The organism is Salinisphaera sp. PC39, assembly GCF_040361335.1.
Lineage (GTDB): Bacteria > Pseudomonadota > Gammaproteobacteria > Nevskiales > Salinisphaeraceae > APNM01.
Window position 1 is genome coordinate 18,293 of the sequence record NZ_APNM01000003.1, and the last position, 17,420, is coordinate 35,712.

16 protein-coding genes are annotated in these 17,420 nt (G+C 69.1%); 3 read left to right on the plus strand and 13 right to left on the minus strand.

The genetic code is table 11. The features are described 5' to 3' along the window. The 9 genes from PC39_RS03915 to PC39_RS03955 all read right to left on the minus strand — a co-directional run bounded on the left by PC39_RS03915 (position 1) and on the right by PC39_RS03955 (position 9,872). Entirely contained in the window at positions 1-315 is a 315-nt protein-coding gene (locus PC39_RS03915; RefSeq protein ID WP_353252065.1) for a cell division protein ZapA, read from the minus strand. After that, entirely contained in the window at positions 312-515 is a 204-nt protein-coding gene (locus PC39_RS03920) for a hypothetical protein (protein ID WP_353252066.1), read from the minus strand. The genes PC39_RS03915 and PC39_RS03920 overlap by 4 nt, the downstream gene beginning before the upstream one ends. A gap of 216 nt (positions 516-731) precedes the next feature. Further along, positions 732-2,126 (minus strand): DegQ family serine endoprotease, encoded by a 1,395-nt coding sequence (locus tag PC39_RS03925; protein WP_353252067.1) that lies wholly within the window; start codon positions 2,124-2,126, stop codon positions 732-734. 120 nt (positions 2,127-2,246) lie between these two features. Beyond that, positions 2,247-2,873: a YbhB/YbcL family Raf kinase inhibitor-like protein gene (locus tag PC39_RS03930; protein WP_353252068.1), complete on the minus strand. Its 627-nt coding sequence runs from the start codon at positions 2,871-2,873 to the stop codon at positions 2,247-2,249. Between the two features lie 85 nt (positions 2,874-2,958). Next, positions 2,959-3,990 carry a protease SohB gene (gene sohB / locus PC39_RS03935; protein WP_353252069.1) on the minus strand — a complete coding sequence of 344 codons (1,032 nt, stop codon included), beginning with the start codon at positions 3,988-3,990 and terminating at the stop codon, positions 2,959-2,961. A 129-nt stretch (positions 3,991-4,119) separates the two neighbouring features. Further along, the gene (hemH, locus tag PC39_RS03940; RefSeq protein ID WP_353252070.1) at positions 4,120-5,124 is read right to left on the minus strand and encodes a ferrochelatase; all 1,005 of its coding nucleotides are present in this window, start codon (positions 5,122-5,124) and stop codon (positions 4,120-4,122) included. Between the two features lie 28 nt (positions 5,125-5,152). Continuing rightward, positions 5,153-6,802 carry an alanine/glycine:cation symporter family protein gene (locus tag PC39_RS03945; protein ID WP_353252071.1) on the minus strand — a complete coding sequence of 550 codons (1,650 nt, stop codon included), beginning with the start codon at positions 6,800-6,802 and terminating at the stop codon, positions 5,153-5,155. 4 nt (positions 6,803-6,806) lie between these two features. Continuing rightward, complete coding sequence (locus PC39_RS03950; RefSeq protein ID WP_353252072.1) at positions 6,807-8,144, minus strand: sodium-dependent transporter; 1,338 nt, start codon at positions 8,142-8,144, stop codon at positions 6,807-6,809. Positions 8,145-8,183: 39 nt separating this feature from the next. After that, the gene (locus tag PC39_RS03955; protein ID WP_353252073.1) at positions 8,184-9,872 is read right to left on the minus strand and encodes an alanine/glycine:cation symporter family protein; all 1,689 of its coding nucleotides are present in this window, start codon (positions 9,870-9,872) and stop codon (positions 8,184-8,186) included. A 116-nt stretch (positions 9,873-9,988) separates the two neighbouring features. On the opposite strand from PC39_RS03955, the gene PC39_RS03960 reads away from it, so the two are divergent. Then, positions 9,989-11,029 carry a glycosyltransferase family 9 protein gene (locus tag PC39_RS03960; protein WP_353252074.1) on the plus strand — a complete coding sequence of 347 codons (1,041 nt, stop codon included), beginning with the start codon at positions 9,989-9,991 and terminating at the stop codon, positions 11,027-11,029. Here the strand turns inward: PC39_RS03960 and PC39_RS03965 are convergent, their stop codons facing one another. After that, entirely contained in the window at positions 11,030-12,313 is a 1,284-nt protein-coding gene (locus PC39_RS03965) for an acetyl-CoA C-acetyltransferase (RefSeq protein ID WP_353252075.1), read from the minus strand. 251 nt (positions 12,314-12,564) lie between these two features. On the opposite strand from PC39_RS03965, the gene groES reads away from it, so the two are divergent. Continuing rightward, positions 12,565-12,855 carry a co-chaperone GroES gene (gene groES, locus PC39_RS03970; protein WP_353252076.1) on the plus strand — a complete coding sequence of 97 codons (291 nt, stop codon included), beginning with the start codon at positions 12,565-12,567 and terminating at the stop codon, positions 12,853-12,855. A gap of 70 nt (positions 12,856-12,925) precedes the next feature. Continuing rightward, on the plus strand, positions 12,926-14,569 hold the full coding sequence (gene groL / locus PC39_RS03975) for a chaperonin GroEL (protein WP_353252077.1): 1,644 nt from the start codon (positions 12,926-12,928) through the stop codon (positions 14,567-14,569). A gap of 55 nt (positions 14,570-14,624) precedes the next feature. On the opposite strand, the gene pseI is transcribed toward groL, so the two are convergent. The 3 genes from pseI to pseG are packed head-to-tail and all read right to left on the minus strand — an operon-like array spanning position 14,625 to position 17,414. Beyond that, positions 14,625-15,689 carry a pseudaminic acid synthase gene (gene pseI, locus PC39_RS03980; RefSeq protein ID WP_353252078.1) on the minus strand — a complete coding sequence of 355 codons (1,065 nt, stop codon included), beginning with the start codon at positions 15,687-15,689 and terminating at the stop codon, positions 14,625-14,627. Continuing rightward, a complete protein-coding gene (locus tag PC39_RS03985; RefSeq protein ID WP_353252079.1) occupies positions 15,673-16,329 on the minus strand; it encodes a formyltransferase family protein in 657 nt (218 codons plus the stop codon). Before PC39_RS03985 ends, pseI begins: the two co-directional genes overlap by 17 nt. Then, a complete protein-coding gene (pseG, locus tag PC39_RS03990; protein ID WP_353252080.1) occupies positions 16,320-17,414 on the minus strand; it encodes a UDP-2,4-diacetamido-2,4,6-trideoxy-beta-L-altropyranose hydrolase in 1,095 nt (364 codons plus the stop codon). The genes PC39_RS03985 and pseG overlap by 10 nt, the downstream gene beginning before the upstream one ends. Positions 17,415-17,420 lie beyond the last annotated feature (6 nt).

The window sequence follows — 17,420 nt, forward strand, 5'->3', positions numbered from 1 at the left end:
CTAGCGCGTCTCGTCGAGCGCCGACTCGATCTTGAACTGGAGCTGTTGCAGACGCTCGCTGGTCTGGTCGTCGATCGGCGCCCGCTGGCGCCGGCGCTCGTGGTCCAGCAGTTCCCGCGCCATGTTCAAGGCCGTCATCACGGCGATACGCTCCATGCCCAGGGTCTTGCCCTTCTTCTGTACCGAGCTCATGCGCCGGGACAGGTACTCGGCGGACGCCAGCAGCGACTCGCGCTCACCTTCCGGGCAGGCCACCTGATAGTCGCGGCCCAGGATGCGCACGGTGAGCTGGGTCTGGTCGCGGGACGCGTTCATGCCTTCTGCGCCTCCGCCTCGTCCTCCAGGGCGCGGATACGCTCGACCACGGCCGACAGCCGGTGTTTCATCTCGGCGTTGCGCCGGGTCAGGGACTCGAACTCGCGGGTGAGGTTCTCGTTCGCCGCCCGCAGTTTGCGGACGGTGACGAGCAATTCCTCGATGCGATCCTCGAACTGGTAGATATCGAACTCGGCCATGGCGCTCGCGGCTCGGCGTGATCGTCGGAAACCGGGGCCAGTATAGCCTTTCAGGTCGGCAGGCCAATACCCGGACAAGACGGTTTAACCACAGAGACACGGAGGCCCAGAGAAAGACAGGCTTTTTGCGGGGACATGAAGACACGCGTCCAGCGTGCCTTGCCCGGTTTTATTGCCTTTGGCTCTGTGTCTCCGTGCCTCTGTGGTTGATCCTGCCTAGCGTACGAGGATGAACAGCGCCCCGCGGCCGCGGCGCACGTGCAGCAGGAGCTGTTTCTGGTCGGCGCCGGCGGCCTCTCGGAAGGCCTCCAGGCTCTTCACGGGCTCGCGGTTCACGGAGGTGATGATATCGCCCGGGCGCAGGCCCGCGCGTGCCGCGCGGCTGCCGGGCGCCACTTGGGTGACGGCCACGCCCTGGATCTTGCCGGCCAGCGGATGATTCTCCGGCACGGGCGCGAACTGGGCGCCGGCGAGGCCCGCGAACAGGTCGCCCGAACCGCCGCCCTCGCCCGCGGCCGCGGCCATCTCCTCGTCCTCCATTTGGGCGAGGGTGGCGGTCACCGTCCGGCGCTCGCCGTCGCGGATGTAGGTGATCTTGACCTTCTCGCCCGGCTGGCGCAGGCCGATGGCGTTGGCCAGTTCGGAAAAGTCGCCGATCTCGCTGCCGTTGACCGCGACGATCACGTCGCGCTCGCGCAGCCCCGCCTTGTCCGCCGGCGAATCGGGGACCACCTGGGCGATGACGACACCGTCGTTGACGTCGAGATCGAAGGCCTTGGCCAGCTCGTTGGTCAGGTCCTGGCCGACTACGCCGAGGCGGCCGCGGCGGACCTCGCCGTGCTTCACGATCTGCTGCATCACCGTGGTGGCGAGATTGGTCGGGATGGCGAAGCCGATACCGATGTTGCCGCCGGACTGCGAGAGGATGGCGGTGTTGATGCCGACCAGCTCGCCCTTGAGGTTGACCAGGGCGCCGCCGGAGTTGCCGGGGTTGATGGAGGCGTCGGTCTGGATGAAGTCCTCGTAGCGCTTGCCCAGACCGTGACGGCCGAGACCGCTGACGATGCCCGAGGTCACCGTCTGTCGGAGGCCGAAGGGGTTGCCCACGGCGAGCACGAAGTCGCCCACCCGGAGCTTGTCGGAGTCGGCGACCGGGATGTCCCGGAGGCCGTCGGCGTCGATCTTGAGCACCGCGATGTCGGATTCCGGGTCGGCACCGACCAGCTCCGCCGGGAACTCGCGGTCGTCCTTGAGGCGGACCGTGACCTCCTCGGCCTTGTCGATCACGTGGTGGTTGGTCAGGATCAGACCCTTGTCGGCGTCGATGATCACGCCCGAGCCCGCGGCCTGGGGCCGTTGCTGCTGCTGTTCGGGCATGTCGAAGAAGCGCCGGAAGAAGGGGTCCTGGAACAACGGGTGGTCGGGCAGGGTCTGGGCCTTGCCGGTGACCACGACATTGACCACCGCCGGCAGCACGTCTTCCAGCATCGGCGCCAGCGTGGGCTCGTCGTTGCCGGATAGAAGGCCGGCGGGCAGGGCGGCGCTCGCGGCCTGGGCGAAGAGCAGGGCCGCGACAAGCGCCCCCGCGGCACGCACGGTAACTCTGGTCATCGCACGGTTTCCTTTGTCTCCGATGAAAACGGACCCGCGGCGTGCGGGCCGGTACGTCGCCTTGTGACCGCGGAGCCGCGCGTGAGTTTCATCGCGCGGCTCCGCACGGCCGGCGATGGCTCAGCGGAGCCTCGGGTTCAGGGTGTAGGTGCCGGTGACACTGGCCTCGTCCAGGACGTGTCCGGAAACGGCGGCGAGGACGTCGTCGGCGGTGAAGTCGCCTTCTACCGGGCAGCGTTCCAGGTCCGTCGCCAGCAGTCGGAACCGGTAGCGGTGCGGGATGGAGTCGTTCCAGGGCGGGGCCGGGCCGTCGTAACCGTAGTAGGTGCCGCCCAGGTCGGCGTCGCCGGCGAACCACTCGGTGTAATTGTTCAGCCCCTGGCGGGCGCCCGCCGGTCCCGGCGGATTGGCCTTGCCGTGGGGCGTGACCTCGCTGGCGCAGGCGCCCTCCGCGATCTTGCCCAGGGACGGGTCGATATCGACCATCACCCAGTGGTAGAAGTCCACGCGCGCCAGGTCCGAGGGGATCTCGCGATCGTCCTGGTTGACGTCGTCGGGCTTGCTGGGCGCGTCCGGGTCGACGCAGATCAGGACCAGCGAGCGCGTGCCGTCCGGTAGGTCGTCCCAGCTCAACTCGGGATTGCGGTTGTCCGAGAAACGCACGTGGGTCTGGGGATCGGGCACCGCGAAGGCATACTGGTCGGGAATGACCCCGCCGTCCGCGAATGCCGTGGTCGTCAGCTTCATGGCCACCTCCGTTGCAAATCCGAACCCGACCTTAACGACGCGTCCGCACCTCGTCTAGCGACGCCGCGCGGCGCCGTCGCGGGTCTCAGCGCCACAGCCAGCCGTCGGCCGCGCGGCGGATGCCGGCGGCGGCACGTTCCCCCAGCCGTTCCATGACGCCGGGCTTGGTCTTGTAATGCACCCGGTACACGGCGCGCTTGTCGGCCGCCGCGGCCAGCATCAGGTCGTCGCTGGTCTTGATCTCGTCGACCAGCTTCAGCTCCAGGGCCTGGGTGCCGTGCCAGTGCTCGCCGGTGGCGACGCGGTCGATGTCGACCTCGGCGCGGTTGTCGGCCACGAACTGCTTGAACAGGCCGTGGGTGGCCTCGAGCTCCTCGCGGAACTTGGCCCGCCCCTCGTCGGTGTTCTCGCCGAACAGGGTGAGGGTGCGTTTGTGGTCGCCGGCGGTGTGCATCTCGAAGTCGATGTGCTTGTCCTTGAGCAGGCGGTTGAAGTTCGGGAGCTGCCCGACCACGCCGATGGAGCCGATGATGGCGAAGGGGGCGGCGACGATGCGGTCGGCCACGCAGGCCATCATGTAGCCGCCGCTGGCGGCGAGCCGGTCGACCGCGGCGGTCAGCCTGATCCCGGATTCCCGCAGGCGCCGGAGCTGCGAGGCCGCCAGGCCGTAGCTGTGCACCAGGCCGCCCGCGGATTCCAGGCGCAGCAGGACCTCGTCGTCGGGCTCGGCCACCTGCAGGATCGCGGTGATCTCCTCGCGCAGGTTGGTTACCGCCGAGGCCCGGATATCACCGTCGAAGTCCACCACGAACAGACGCGAGGCCTGCCGCGGCTTGCCCAGCTTGGCGGCCTTGGCGCGCTGTTTCTCCTCGGCCTTGCGACGCTTGGCCCGCGCCTTGCGCTCGCGCTTGTCGAGCAGGTGGCCGTGGAGGGTATCGGCCATGCGCTCCAGGCGGTCGTTGACGTGGGTCACCTCCAACCCTTCCCCGGCCTGGCGCCGCAGTTGCTGAACTGAGGCCGCGACCCAGGCGACCACGACGCCGATCGCGACCACGGCGGTTACCGTCTTGGCCAGGAACAGGCCGTAGTCAGCGAGCAATTGGGTGAACGCTTCCATGAGAGATCCTTGCTGTGTCGGATTGCATGTTTCGTGTTTCGTGTTCGGCGCGTCAAGTCGCGGCGACGACGCTCGTGGCGAAGTCCGAAAAACGAAACGGGGAACGCCCTGCCGGGCGACGGCGAGAGCCTACAACCAGCCGCCCAGCTCGCGCGTGACGATCCCGGCCAGCATATCGATGTGCGCCGGGTCGTCGTTGAGGGCCGGGATATAGCTCAAGCGTTCGCCGCCGTTTTCCTCGAACAGTTCGCGGTTGCCGATGGCGATCTCCTCCAGGGTCTCCAGGCAGTCCGCGGAGAAGCCCGGGCAGAGCACGTCCACGCTGCGCACGCCGTCGCGGCCCCAGGCCTCCAGGGTCTTGTCCGTGTACGGTTGCAGCCAGGGCTCGCGGCCGAACCGGCTCTGGAAACAGACCTTCCATTCGCCGCGGCTCAGGCCCAGCTCGGCGGCCAGGAGCTGGGCGGTGATGCCGCAGTCGCGCGGGTAGGGGTCGCCGTTCTTGACGTAACGCTTGGGGATGCCGTGGTAGGAGAGCATCAGGCGCTCGCCGCGGCCGTGCGTGTCCCAGTGCCGGCGCACGGAATCCGCGAGGGCGCGGATATAGGCGGGCTCGTCGTGGTAGTGGGTCACCGTGCGCAGCGCCGGCTGGCTGCGCCAGCGCCGCATGATCTCGGTCACCCGGTCGAACGTGGTCGCGGTGGTGGTGGCCGAGTATTGCGGGTACATCGGCAGCAGCAGGATGCGCTCGGCGCCGGCGTCGCGCAGCTCTTCCAGGCCCTGGGCGAGCGAGGGCCGGCCATAGCGCATGGCGAGTGCCACGTGTACCGGCCGCGACAGGTCGGCATCCAGCCGTTGTTGCAGGGCCTCGCACTGCCGGCGGGCGATCACCAGCAGCGGCGAGCCGCTGTCCCACCAGATCTTGGCGTAGGCCTCGGCGGACTTCTTCGGCCGCGTCGTCAGGATCACGCCGTAGAGCAGGGGCAGCCACAGCCAGCGCGGCGCCTCGACCACGCGGGGGTCGCCGAGGAATTCGGCGAGATAGCGCCGCACATCCCCCGGTTCGGGCGACTCCGGCGTGCCCAGGTTGGTCAGGAGCACGCCCAGGGGGGCGTCGCGTTCGTTGGGTACCGTCATTGCCGCGGTATTTTACAGGAGCCGGCCCTCACGGGTGGATGTCGCCCCGTTCCAGTCGCCCGACGTAATCCTTGTACGCCCCCATGGCCTTGTGCCCGAGGATCACCATCAGCGGCAGGTTGATGATCAGCATCAGGCCCACCCCGACGGTGCTGAGGGTGTCCAGCTCGCGCGTGGTCTGGATCAGCCCCGTGCAGGCGAGCACGATCAGGCCGCAGTAGACCGCGCGGTAGGGCGGTATCCAGCGTTGCCCGAACAGGTAGGTGATCGCCTGCTCGCCGTAATAGCTCCAGGTGATCATGGTGGAGATGGCGAACAGCCAGATGGTGAGGGTCACCATCCATTGGCCGAGGCCGTCGGCCGCCGAGTCGAACGCCTTGGCGGTGAGGGTGGAGGCGGTGTAGTCGGCGAACAGGCCGTCCTCGACCAGGCGCGGCTCGCCGTCCAGGGGCAGGGGCGTCCACTGGATGCGCGGCCCCGCGTTGCCCGGCTCGATGCGGCCGTAGAGGCGCTCGCGCCCGTCGTCGCCGGCGACCACGACGAACACCGAGTCGCCGGCGTGCCAGCCGCCGTCCTCCCAGACGGGCGGCGTGTCGGTACCGGGGATCCAGCCGCTGTCGGTCTGCTCGAACGCGGGCGGCTCCTCCCAGGCGGCCGAGGGGCCGCGGTCCCAGACGCCGCTGACCAGGATCACCAGGGCGGTCACGGTGCAGACCACCAGGGTATCGATGAAGGGCTCCAGTCCCGCGACGATGCCTTCCGTGACCGGCTCGCGGGTGCGCACGGCGGCATGGGCGATCGGGGCGCTGCCCAGCCCCGCCTCGCTGGAGAACAGGGCGCGCTTCATGCCGAAGATGAAGGCGGTGGCCAGGCCGGCGCCGAGGAAGGCACCGCCGGCGTCCGCCGGCGAGAAGGCGCTGGTCAGGATCAGGGCGAAGGTGCCGGGCAGCTCGTCGGCATTCATGTAGAGCACCCACAGCCCCGCCAGTACGTAGATGCTGCCCATGATCGGGACCAGCCGCGCCGCCAGCGCGCCGATGCGCCGGATGCCGCCGATGATCACCACGCCCACGGCCGCGGCCAGGACCAGACCGGTGAGCCAGGGCGCGACGCCGAAGTATTCGCGCGTGGTGTCGCCCACGCTCCAGGACTGGAACATGTTGCCGGCGAAGAAGGCGTAGGTGAGCAGTGCCACGCTGAAAGCGCCGCCCACCACCGTGCCGGTGCGGGCCAGCCGGGGCGACAGCTCGGCGAGCCCCCGCTTGGCGACCCACATGGTGCCGCCGTGGGGGTTGGCCGGATCGGAGACATCGCGGTAGATCACCGCCAGCAGCACTTCCGTGGCCTTGATCGCCATGCCCACGAAGCCCACCACCCACATCCAGAACACCGCGCCGGGGCCGCCGATCTCGACCGCGATCGCCACGCCGGCGATGTTGCCCAGGCCGACGGTGGCCGCCAGCGCCGCCGACAGGGCGGAGAAGTGGCTGAGCACGCCGGGGCCGCCCGGCGCGGTCCAGCGGCCGGTGAGCAGTCCGAAGCCGTGGGTCAGCGCCCGGTACTGCAGGAAGCCGCTCCAGACCGTGAACAGCACGCCCACCGCGAGCAGCACCAGCAGGACCGGCACCGACAGGGTGACGGCGTTGATCGACTCCAGGATGCCGAAGACGGTTTCCATGGGCTCAGACCACGCCGAGGCCGTTGAGGGCGATCCAGAGGATGCCGAGCGGACACACGAATCGGAGCATGAACAGCCACAGGCCGGTGCCCGGTATCGGGTGTCGGCCGTCCTGCGTCAGGGCGGAAATGGCCTTGGGTCCGAGCTTCCAGCCCACGAACAGGGCGGTCACGAAGGCGCCGCCGGGCATGAGCACCGAGGTGGCCAGGGTGTCGGCGAAGGTCAGGAAGTCCTGGCCGTTGACGGTGAAGCCGGACCAGAGCCCCATCGATAGGGCCGAGGGCACCGCCAGCGCGGAGGTGATGACCGCCGCGAGCAGTGTGGCGCTGTGGCGACGCAGGCCGTGCTCGTCCTTGATGTACGTGACGATCACCTCCAGCAGGGAAACCGCCGAGGTGAGCGCGGCGATCGCCAGCAGCACGAAAAAGAGGGTGCTGAAGATCTGCCCCGCCGGCATCTGAGCGAAGACCGTCGGGAGGGTGATGAAGGTCAGCGCCGGGCCCTGGTCGGGGGCGACGCCGGCGGCGAACACCGCCGGCAGGATCACCAGGCCGGCGAGGAAGGCGATCAGGGTGTCGAGGCCGGTGATCATGCCGGCGTCCGCGGCCAGGTTGTCGTCACGGGTCATGTACGAGCCGTAGGTGATCAGCGCGCCCAGGCCCAGTGACAGCGAGAAGAAGGCCTGGCCGATGGCGCCGACGAAGGTGTCGGGACCGACCTTGCTCCAGTCGGGACGCAGGTAGAAGGCGATACCCTCGCCGGCGCCCGGCAGGGTCACCGCGCGCACCACCAGGATCAGCAGCAGCACGAATAGCAGGGGCATGAACAACTTGGAGGTGCGCTCGATACCGGCGCCGATGCCGCCGGCCACCACGATCGCCGTCAGGGTCATGAACAGGGCCGCGCAGGCCAGGGGCGCCACGGGATCGCCGACGAAATCCTGGAACACGGTGCGCACGGTTTCGCCGTCGGTGCTGTGGATCGCGCCCTCCGCGCTCAGGGCGATATAGGCCAGGGTCCAGCCGGCCACCACGATGTAATAGGACAGCACCAGGAACGCCGTGATGATGCCCAGCATGCCCGCCAGGGGCCAGAGGCCGCCGGCAAGCTCGCGGAACGCGCCGACCGGATTCTTCTGGGTGCTGCGCCCGATCAGAAGCTCGGCGAGCATCAGCGACAGGCCGAAGACCAGGATGAAGCCGAGGTAGAGAATCAGGAAGGCGCCGCCGCCCTCCTCGCCGGCCATGTACGGGAATTTCCAGACATTGCCGAGACCGACCGCGGAGCCGGCCGTGGCCATGATGAAGCCGAAACGCGTCCCCCAGTGCTCGCGTCGCGCCATGGACGGTTCCCCCGTGGAGCTTGGAACAAGCGGTCGAGTCTAACGGAAGCGCCCGGGATTGCGCAGTCCGTGCAGCTCGCCGGAATCGAGTCGTCGCAGGTAGTCGCGATAGGCGGTGATCGCCTTGTGCGCCAGGACCAGGGTCAGCGGCAGGTTGATACAGAGCATGAAGGCCACCCCCAGTACCCCGATCTGATCGAGCTGGCGGGCGCCCTCGATGAGACCGGCACAACCCACCACGATCAGGGCACAGAACATCAAGCGGTAGCCCGTGACCCAGCGTTCGCCCCCGAGATAGATCACGCCCTGCTCGCCGTAATAGCTCCAGGTGATCATGGTGGACAGCGCGAACATCCAGATCGCCAGCGTGATCAGCCATTTGCCGAGGCCGGCGGCGGCGCTGTCGAAGGCGTGGGCGGTCAGGGTGGAGCCGGTGTAGTCGGCGTAGACGCCGTTGCCCACCAGGGCCGGTCGGACGTCGGCGACCACGTTCTCCCAGGCGATCACGCGCTGGCCGTCGCGGTGGACGACATCGCCGAACAGGCGTTGGCGCCCCTCGCCGGTCGCCACCAGGACGAACAGCCGGTCGTCCTCGGCCCAGGCCGTACGCATGTCGTCGGGCACCGGTGTGTCCGGGAGGCCCCAGTGCGCCTCCGCGGTCGCCGTCAAGGCGGTGTCCCGGGGCAGTTCGCCTTCCGGCGGCCGGTCCCAGACGCCGCTGGACAGGATCACCAGCGCGGTGATGGTGCAGACCACCAGCGTGTCTACGAATGGCTCCAGCCCGGCGACGATGCCCTCGGTGACCGGTTCCGGGGTCTTCACGGCGCTGTGGGCGATGGGAGCGGTGCCCAGGCCGGCCTCGCTGGAGAACAGGGCGCGCTTCAGGCCCCAGATGAAGGCGGTGGCCACGCTCGCGCCGACGAATGCCTGGCCGGCCTCGGTGGGCGCGAAGGCGCTGGTCACGATCAGCCGCAGCATCGCGGGCACGACCTCGGCGTTCATCGCCAGCACCACGAGGCCGGCGGCGACGTAGAGCAGGGCCATGAACGGCACCAGGATGCCCGCGACCCGGCCGATCCGGCGCACGCCGCCCAGGGTCACCAGTCCCACCAGCACGGCCAGGACCGCGCCGGTGATCACCGGTTCCACGCCGAAATAGCTGCGGGTGGTGTCGGCCACGTTCCAGGATTGGAAGATCGCGTTGGCGGTGACCGCGTTGGTGATCAGGGCGAGGCAGAAAATGCCGCCGACCCACTTGCCGGCCCGCGCCAGTCCCGGGCGCAGTTCGGCGAGACCGCGCCGGGCCACCCACATGGCGCCGCCGTGCGGATTGTCGGGATCGTCGACGTTGCGATACAGCATCGCCAGGGTGACCTCGACCATTTTCACGGCCATGCCCACCAGGCCGACCACCCACATCCAGAACACCGCGCCGGGGCCGCCGAACTCCACCGCCAGGGCCACGCCGGCGATGTTGCCCAGCCCGACGGTGGCGGACAGCGCGGCCGAGACCGCCTGGAAATGACTGATGGCGCCGGGCCCCGTGCCGGTATCGTAACGGCCCAGGGTGAGGGCGATGCCGTGGGTCAGCGCGCGTAGCTGCCCAAAGCCGGTCCAGACGGTGAACAGCACGCCCGCCGCTACCAGCACGCAGAGCACGGGCACGGAGAACACCGCGCCGTTGATGGCGCCGACGACGGTATACAATTGCGCGGTGAGATCGGTCACCCCGGCAGGGTAACCCGCCGTGCCCGGAGCCGCGAAGCGCCCGCCGCGGCGGTGTCCGACCGCGGTTATGTTAGGTTAAGCGCCGCCGGACGCCCGGAGACGTCGATTCGCACGTGATGCAGCCACCAGTCGTGATCCGCTTTGGCGCCTTCGGGGATACCCTGATGTTGACGCCGGTCTTCCGTTATCTCGCCCGCCACTTCGGTGCGCCGGCGGATTTTGCCGCGCGAGGCCCCTGGTCGCTGCCGATCCTGGAACCGCACCCGGATGTGGGCGAGATCTGCCAGTTGCACAGCAAGCGGGTGCCCTTCCTGTTCAACCGCGACCAGCAGGCCATGGTCCGCTGGTTGGCGGTACGCCGGCAACGGCTGCTCCTTAATCTCGAGGGCGACGCCAAGACCGCCGAGCTGTTGCGCCGGGCGGGTGTTGCGTCCGGGCGGGTACTGGGGTTCCAGGATATGCCGGTGGACCCGGCTTATCGCCACCAGGTCCGGGCCATGCTTTCGCGCGTGCGCATGCGTCTGGAGGGACGAGGCGATATCGAGGATCTGGACGAGCGCCTGCATGTCCCGGTCGCGCCGGCCTGGCGCGAGGACCGCGATGCCTGGTTGGCCGGTCGTGGCTGGTCGGACGATGAACTGGTGATAGTGGCGCCGGGCAACAAGCGGACCATGTCCCGCCGTTCCTACGAACGCGGCTCAAACCGCAAGCACTGGCCCATCGAGGATTGGGCACGGCTCTGTGACCGTCTGCTGGAGACGCGGCCCGGGGCGCGGATCCTGGTGGTGGGGGCGCCGGTGGAACAACGCCTGGCCGCGGCGATCGCCGCCTCGGCGGCATCCCCGCGCGTGCATGCCGTGGCCTCGGAGATGACCGTGACGCGTCTGTTGGCGCTGCTGGCGCATGCCCGCGGCGCGGTCGCCCTGGACTCGGGCCCGTCGCATGCGGCCGCCGCGGTCGGCTGCCCCGTCGTGACCCTGTTCAAGGCGACCGATCCGTCGCGCTTCGGGCCGTTGTCGGCAAGCGGGTTGGCGCGTGAGGTCACGCCGGGTGGCGTGCCGCTCGCCGACTGGCGCCCCGGCCCGATCGCGTTGGATTCGGTGCTGGCGGCCTGGTGTTCCCTGCAGGACGAGGTCGCCGCCCGGGCCGGCGGCTGATCAGCGTTCGAGTATCGCGGTCACGCCCTGGCCGCCCGCCGCGCAGACCGAGATCAGTCCCCGGCCGCCGCCGTTGGCGTCCAGCAGCTTGGCCAGGGTGGCGACGATCCGGGCGCCGGTGGCGGCGAAGGGATGCCCCAGCGCCACGCTCGATCCCTTGACGTTGAGCTTGTCGCGGTCGATGGCGCCGAGCGGGGCGTCGCGGCCGAGGGCCTCCTTGCAATAGCGTTCGGATTCCCAGGCTTCCAGCGTGCACAGCACCTGGGCGGCGAAGGCTTCGTGGATCTCGTAGAAATCGAAATCCTGGAGGGTCAGGCCGGCCAGGTCCAGCATCCGCGCCACCGCGTAGGTCGGCGCCATCAGCAGACCCTCGCCGGCGTCCACGAAGTCCACGGCCGCGGTCTGGGAATAGGGCGTGACATAGGCCTGCACGGGCAGATCGTGCCGCTTCGCGTAGTCCTCCGACACCAGGTAGACCGCGGCGGCGCCGTCGGTCAGGGGCGTGGAGTTGCCCGCGGTCAGCGTGCCGTGCTCCTTGTCGAAGGCGGGCCGGAGCTTGGTCAGTTTCTCCAGGCTGGAGTCGGGACGCAGGTTGTTGTCGCGGTCGACGCCGTGGAACGGGAACACGAGGTCGTCGTAGAAGCCCTCCTCGTAGGCCCGGGCCCCGTTCATGTGGCTGGCGTAGGCCAACTCGTCCTGGGCCGCCTGGGTGATGCCCCATTCCTTGGCCATGAGCTCGCAGTGCTCGCCCATGGACAGGCCGGTGCGCGGTTCGCCCGTGCCCGGGTAGTCCGGGATCAGGTGCTTCGGGCGGATGCGGGCCAGTGCCTTCAGTCGGTCGGCGGCGCCGCGGGCGCGGTTGGCGTCGAGCAGGATGCGGCGCAGGCCGTCGTTGAGGGCGATGGGGGCGTCCGAGGTGGTGTCGACGCCGGCGGCGATGGCGGTGTCGATCTGGCCCATGGCGATCTTGTTGGCCAGCAGGATGGTGGTCTCGAGGCTGGTGCCGCAGGCCTGTTGGGCGTCGAAGGCCGGCGTGTGCGGGTCCAGGCCGCAGCCCAGCACCGATTCCCGGGTGAGATTGAAGTCACGTGAATGTTTGAGCACCGCGCCGGCGGCGACCTCGCCGATGCGCCGGCCGGCCAGGTCGTACTTGCGGACCAGGGCCGACAGGGCGCCGGTCAGCATGTCCTGGTTGGACAGGCCGGTATAGGCCGTGTTCGCCCGGCAGAAGGGGATGCGGGCGCCGCCGACCACGGCGACGCGACGGGGCAGATCGGTGGCCATGATTCGCTCCGGTTCGGGCCGGCGCTCGCCGGCGTGCATGCCTGTGCGGATAAACTAAGACGTAACCCCCGCAGCGACAAGGATTCCGGGCCCGCGAAAAAAATTTCGGACCGGCCCTTGATTCACCCTGGCTCGCCCCTATGATTAGCACTCGCTCGCGACGAGTGCTAACAAGCGGGCAGCGCCTTGCCACGCAGGGCGTCATCGGTTTTGGGACCACTGAACATTCGGCTAACGAGGAGAAGGGTGGCATGAATATCCGTCCTCTACACGATCGCGTCGTGATCAAGCGGCTCGAAGAGGAGCAGAAGACCTCCGGCGGGATCGTCATCCCGGACACCGCGGCGGAGAAGCCGCAGAAGGGCGAGGTCGTCGCCGTGGGCAACGGCAAGATCCTCGATAACGGCGAGACCCGCGCGCTCGACGTCAAGGTCGGCGACAAGGTGCTGTTCGGCAAGTTTTCCGGCACCGAGGTCAAGGTCGACGAGGAGGAAGTGCTGGTCATGCGCGAGGAAGACATCCTGGCGGTGCTCGAGAAGTAACTCGGCGCCGCTTTTTTGTGCGTGACGATTTCTTCCAACGAATCAACGGTTAAGCAAGGGGTAAGTGGCAATGGCTGCTAAAGAAGTGCGTTTCGGCGACGACGCCCGGCAAAAGCTGCTGAAGGGCGTCAACACGCTGGCCAACGCGGTCAAGGTGACGTTGGGTCCCAAGGGCCGCAACGTGGTCCTGGAGAAGTCCTTCGGCTCGCCCACGGTGACCAAGGACGGCGTCTCGGTCGCCAAGGAGATCGAGCTCGAGGACAAGTTCGAGAACATGGGTGTGCAGATGGTCAAGGAGGTCGCCTCCAAGACCTCGGACGTGGCCGGCGACGGCACCACGACCGCCACCGTGCTCGCCCAGTCCATCGTCAAGGAGGGCATCAAGGCGGTGTCCGCCGGTCTCAACCCGATGGACCTCAAGCGCGGCATCGACAAGGCCGTGGAGGCCGCCGTCGACGAGCTGGCGAAGCTGTCCAAGCCGTGCGACGACGAGAAGTCGATCGCTCAGGTGGGTGCGATCTCCGCCAACTCCGACCAGGAGATCGGCAAGATCATCGCCGACGCCATGAACAAGGTCGGCAAGGAAGGCGTGATCACGGTCGAGGAGGGCTCCGGCCTGCATAACGAGCTCGACGTCGTCGAGGGCATGCAGTTCGACCGCGGCTACCTCAGCCCGTACTTCGTGACCGACAACCAGACCATGCAGGCGGAACTGGAGAATCCCTTCATCCTCCTGCACGACAAGAAGATCTCCAACATCCGCGACCTGCTGCCGCTGCTGGAGAGCGTGGCCAAGGCCAACCGCCCGCTGATGATCATCTCCGAGGACATCGAGGGCGAGGCCCTGGCGACCCTGGTGGTGAACAACATGCGCGGCATCGTCAAGGTGGCCGCGGCCAAGGCGCCCGGCTTCGGTGATCGCCGCAAGGCCATGCTCGAGGACATGGCGGTGCTCACCGGCGGTCGCGTGATCTCCGAGGAGCTCGGCATGAGCCTGGAGAAGGCCACCATCGACGATCTCGGCGAGGCCAAGAAGGTCCAGGTCGGCAAGGAAGACACCACCATCATCGACGGCGCCGGCTCCAACGACGCCATCGAGGCGCGCATCAAGCAGATCCGTGCGCAGATCGAGGAATCCACCTCGGACTACGACAAGGAGAAGCTGCAGGAGCGCGTGGCCAAGCTGGCCGGCGGTGTCGCCGTGATCCGCGTGGGCGCGGCCACCGAGACCGAGATGAAGGAGAAGAAGGCGCGCGTCGAGGACGCCCTGCACGCCACCCGCGCCGCGGTGGAAGAGGGTATCGTCCCCGGCGGCGGCGTGGCCCTGCTGCGCACGCTCAAGGCGCTGGAGAAGCTCAAGGGCGACAATACCGACCAGGACGCGGGCATCCGCATCCTGCGCCGGGCGATCCAGGAGCCCCTGCGCCAGATCGTCTTCAACAGCGGTGCCGAGGCGTCCGTGGTGGTCAACGAGGTGCTGTCCAAGGACGGCAACTACGGCTACAACGCCGCCTCCGGCGAGTACGGCGACATGGTGAAGATGGGCATCCTGGACCCGACCAAGGTGTCCCGCACCGCGCTGCAGAACGCCGCGTCCGTGTCTTCGCTGCTCCTGACCACCGAGGCCGCCGTAGCCGAGGTGCCGGAGGAGGACGACAAGGGCGGCGGCGCGCCCGACATGGGCGGCATGGGTGGCATGGGCGGCATGATGTAAAGCCGTCCGGCCATTCCGGCCCGGAAACGACCCCCGCCTTCGGGCGGGGGTTTTTTTATGTGTCGGGCCGGAGCAGATCCCAGGACAGGGGCGTGCCGCGTTCGATGTCCGCGTTGACCGACATGCCGAGTACCGCGTCGAGATGGCGCGGCGCCAGGCCGTATCCCGGCCGGATCACCCGCAAGTTCTCGCGCGTCAGGGTGTCGCCCCGGCGCAGGTCGCGGACCACGTAGAGCGAGCGCTTGAAGCGCCGGGCGCCGGCCTCGGCGTCGGTCGGCTCGTAGCGCACGCCGCCGCCGGCCTCCCAGGCCCGGCGGGTCTCCGTGACCAGCGCGGCGAGTTCGGCCGGCTCCAGGGAGAAAGCCGCGTCGACGCCGCCCGCCGCGCGGTCCAGGGTGACGTGCTTCTCGATCGCCACCGCCCCGTGCGCCACCGCCGCCACGGGTACGCCGATTCCCGGCGTGTGGTCGGACAGGCCGACCTGACAGCCGAACAGGTCCCGCATGTGCGGCACGGTCCGCAGATGGCTGTCCCGGGGATCGCCGGGGTAGCTGCTGGTGCACTTGAACAGCAGGGGGGAATCCCCGCCCGCCGCATGCACGGCCGCCACTGCTTCGTCCAGCGTGGCGACGTCGGACAAGCCGGAGGAAATCAGCACCGGCTTGCCGGTAGCCGCCGCGTGGCGGATCAGCTCGAGATGATTGTTCTCGAAGGAGGCGATCTTGTAGGCGGGGCAGTCGAGTCCTTCCAGGAAATCCACCGCCTCCGGCTCGAAGGGGCTGCTGAAGCAGATCAGGCCGTGTTCCCGGGCGCGCTCGAACAGGGCGGCGTGCCAGTCCATCGGGGTGTGGGCCTGTTCGTAAAGTTCGTACAGGTTGCGGCCTTCCCAGGGCGTGCCCGAGTCGCGGATCAGGAAGTCCTCGCGGCGGCTGTCGATGGTCAGCATGTCCGCGGTATAGGTCTGCAGCTTGACCGCGTCCGCGCCCGCCTCGGCGATCGCGTCCACGATGCGCAGCGCGCGCTCTAGGGAACCGTCGTGGTTGCCGGACAGCTCGGCCACGATGAAGGGCGGCCGGTCCGGACCGATCCGGCGGCCCGCGATCTCAATCTCCGGGATCATGATCCAGTTTCTCCAGCCTCAGCTTGTACACGTGGCCGCGCAGCCGAAAGAAGGCCGGGTAGCGGTCCGGGTCCGCCACCCGCATCCGGTCGAATTGCGCCGCGATGGTGTCGTGGGGGTCGAGCTCGCTGTCCGCGGGGCGGCGCCGACGGCGGTAGGTGGGTTCGATGTCCGTCGGTTGCGGCCGGGGGCGCGGGTCGGCTGCCAGCGACAGGGCCTCGTCCATGAGCGCCAGCTCGGCCTCGAACAGGCGCCGGTCGATCTCGTCGTGGAGGGCGTGCGGCGGCACGTCGATCCGCCGCTGCGCCCAGATGGCGCCGGTGTCCGGCTCGTCGGCGGCCGCCAGCAGCGTGACCGTGATCGTCTCCGCCCCTTCCAGGATCGACCAGACATGCGGACTCCAGCCCCGGCCGCGCGGCAGGTCGCTGGCGTGCAGCACCAGGGCGTGCCGGAACCGGGCCCGCGTCGCGGCATCGACGAGCTCGCCGCAGGACACCAGGAAAAGCAGGTCGCCACCCGTCAGTTCCCGGGTCGAGCGCGCGAGGCGGATGTCGTGATGCTCGCGCCGGCGGGCGATCCAGCCTTCCAGCCAGGCGTTCACGGGATGGTCCGGGCTGCTGCAGAGGATGCTTATATCCATGGGCCGTCCCCGGTCATCGCGGCGGCGACGCGTCCGGCACCCCGACCGTCGACGAGCGCCATGCCGCATGCGCTCATTTCGCGCATGGTACCCGGCTCGGCCAGCAGCCGGCGCGCGGCCCGCGCGACACGGTCGGCGGTCGCCGGCATCTGCGGCGGTCCTTCGACGTGGATGGCGGCGCCCGCCCGCACCAGGGCCCGGGCGATCGGGGCCTGGTTGGCGGCAAGCGTCGTCACCACCGTCGGCAGGCCGAGACAACAGCGCTCCCAGGAGGTGGTGCCCGCCGCGCCGATCGCCAGATCATGCGCGGCCATCAGTGCCGCCATGTCCGCCACGTCGACCCGCACCCGGCAGTGTCCGCCCAGGGCGGCCGCGCGCTCGCATACGTCGTCGAGCCAGGGGGCGCCGCCGCCCTTGACGACGGTGATGTCCGCTTCCGCCGGCAGGTCTGTCCGACCCAGGGCGGTCAGGATGGCACCCGTTCCGTTATCGCGGTCGACGCCGCCGAGGCTGACCAACAGCCGCTTTCGCGGCCGGTCGAATCGCCGCGCCAGCCGGGCGCGTTGCGCCGCGAACTGGTCCCGCAGCAGGGCGTGATCCGCCCCCAACAGCAGGCGCGCGTCCGGATTCACGCGGCCGGCGTAGTCGGCCGGTTGCCGGTACGGGGTCTGATCCAGCAACGCCGTGCAGCGGTGATCACGGTCGGTGAGGTCGGTGACGACCAGGAGGTTGTCGCTGCATGGCCGCACGGCATCCTCCCAGTGTGCCTCCAGGCCATAATGGTCGACCACCAGCCAATCCCAGGGGACGCCGTCATCCAGGGCCGCGGCCGTGCCGTCGGCATCGGGCCGCCAGTCCGGGAGCATCGCCTCCGGGCCGCCGTCCTCGCCGGCTTCGCCGCGGTCGAGGACGGTCACGGGGAAGCCGGCGTCCCGGACGGTCCGGATGAGATCGCCGGGCAGGGCGCGGCTGACGAAGCGACAGTCGTGGCCGTCGCGGGCGAGCCGCCGCGCCAGCGTGAGACAACGGGCGACATGGCCGCTGCCGATGGTCCGCGATGCGTCGGCGCGGAACGCGATCCTCATGCCCCG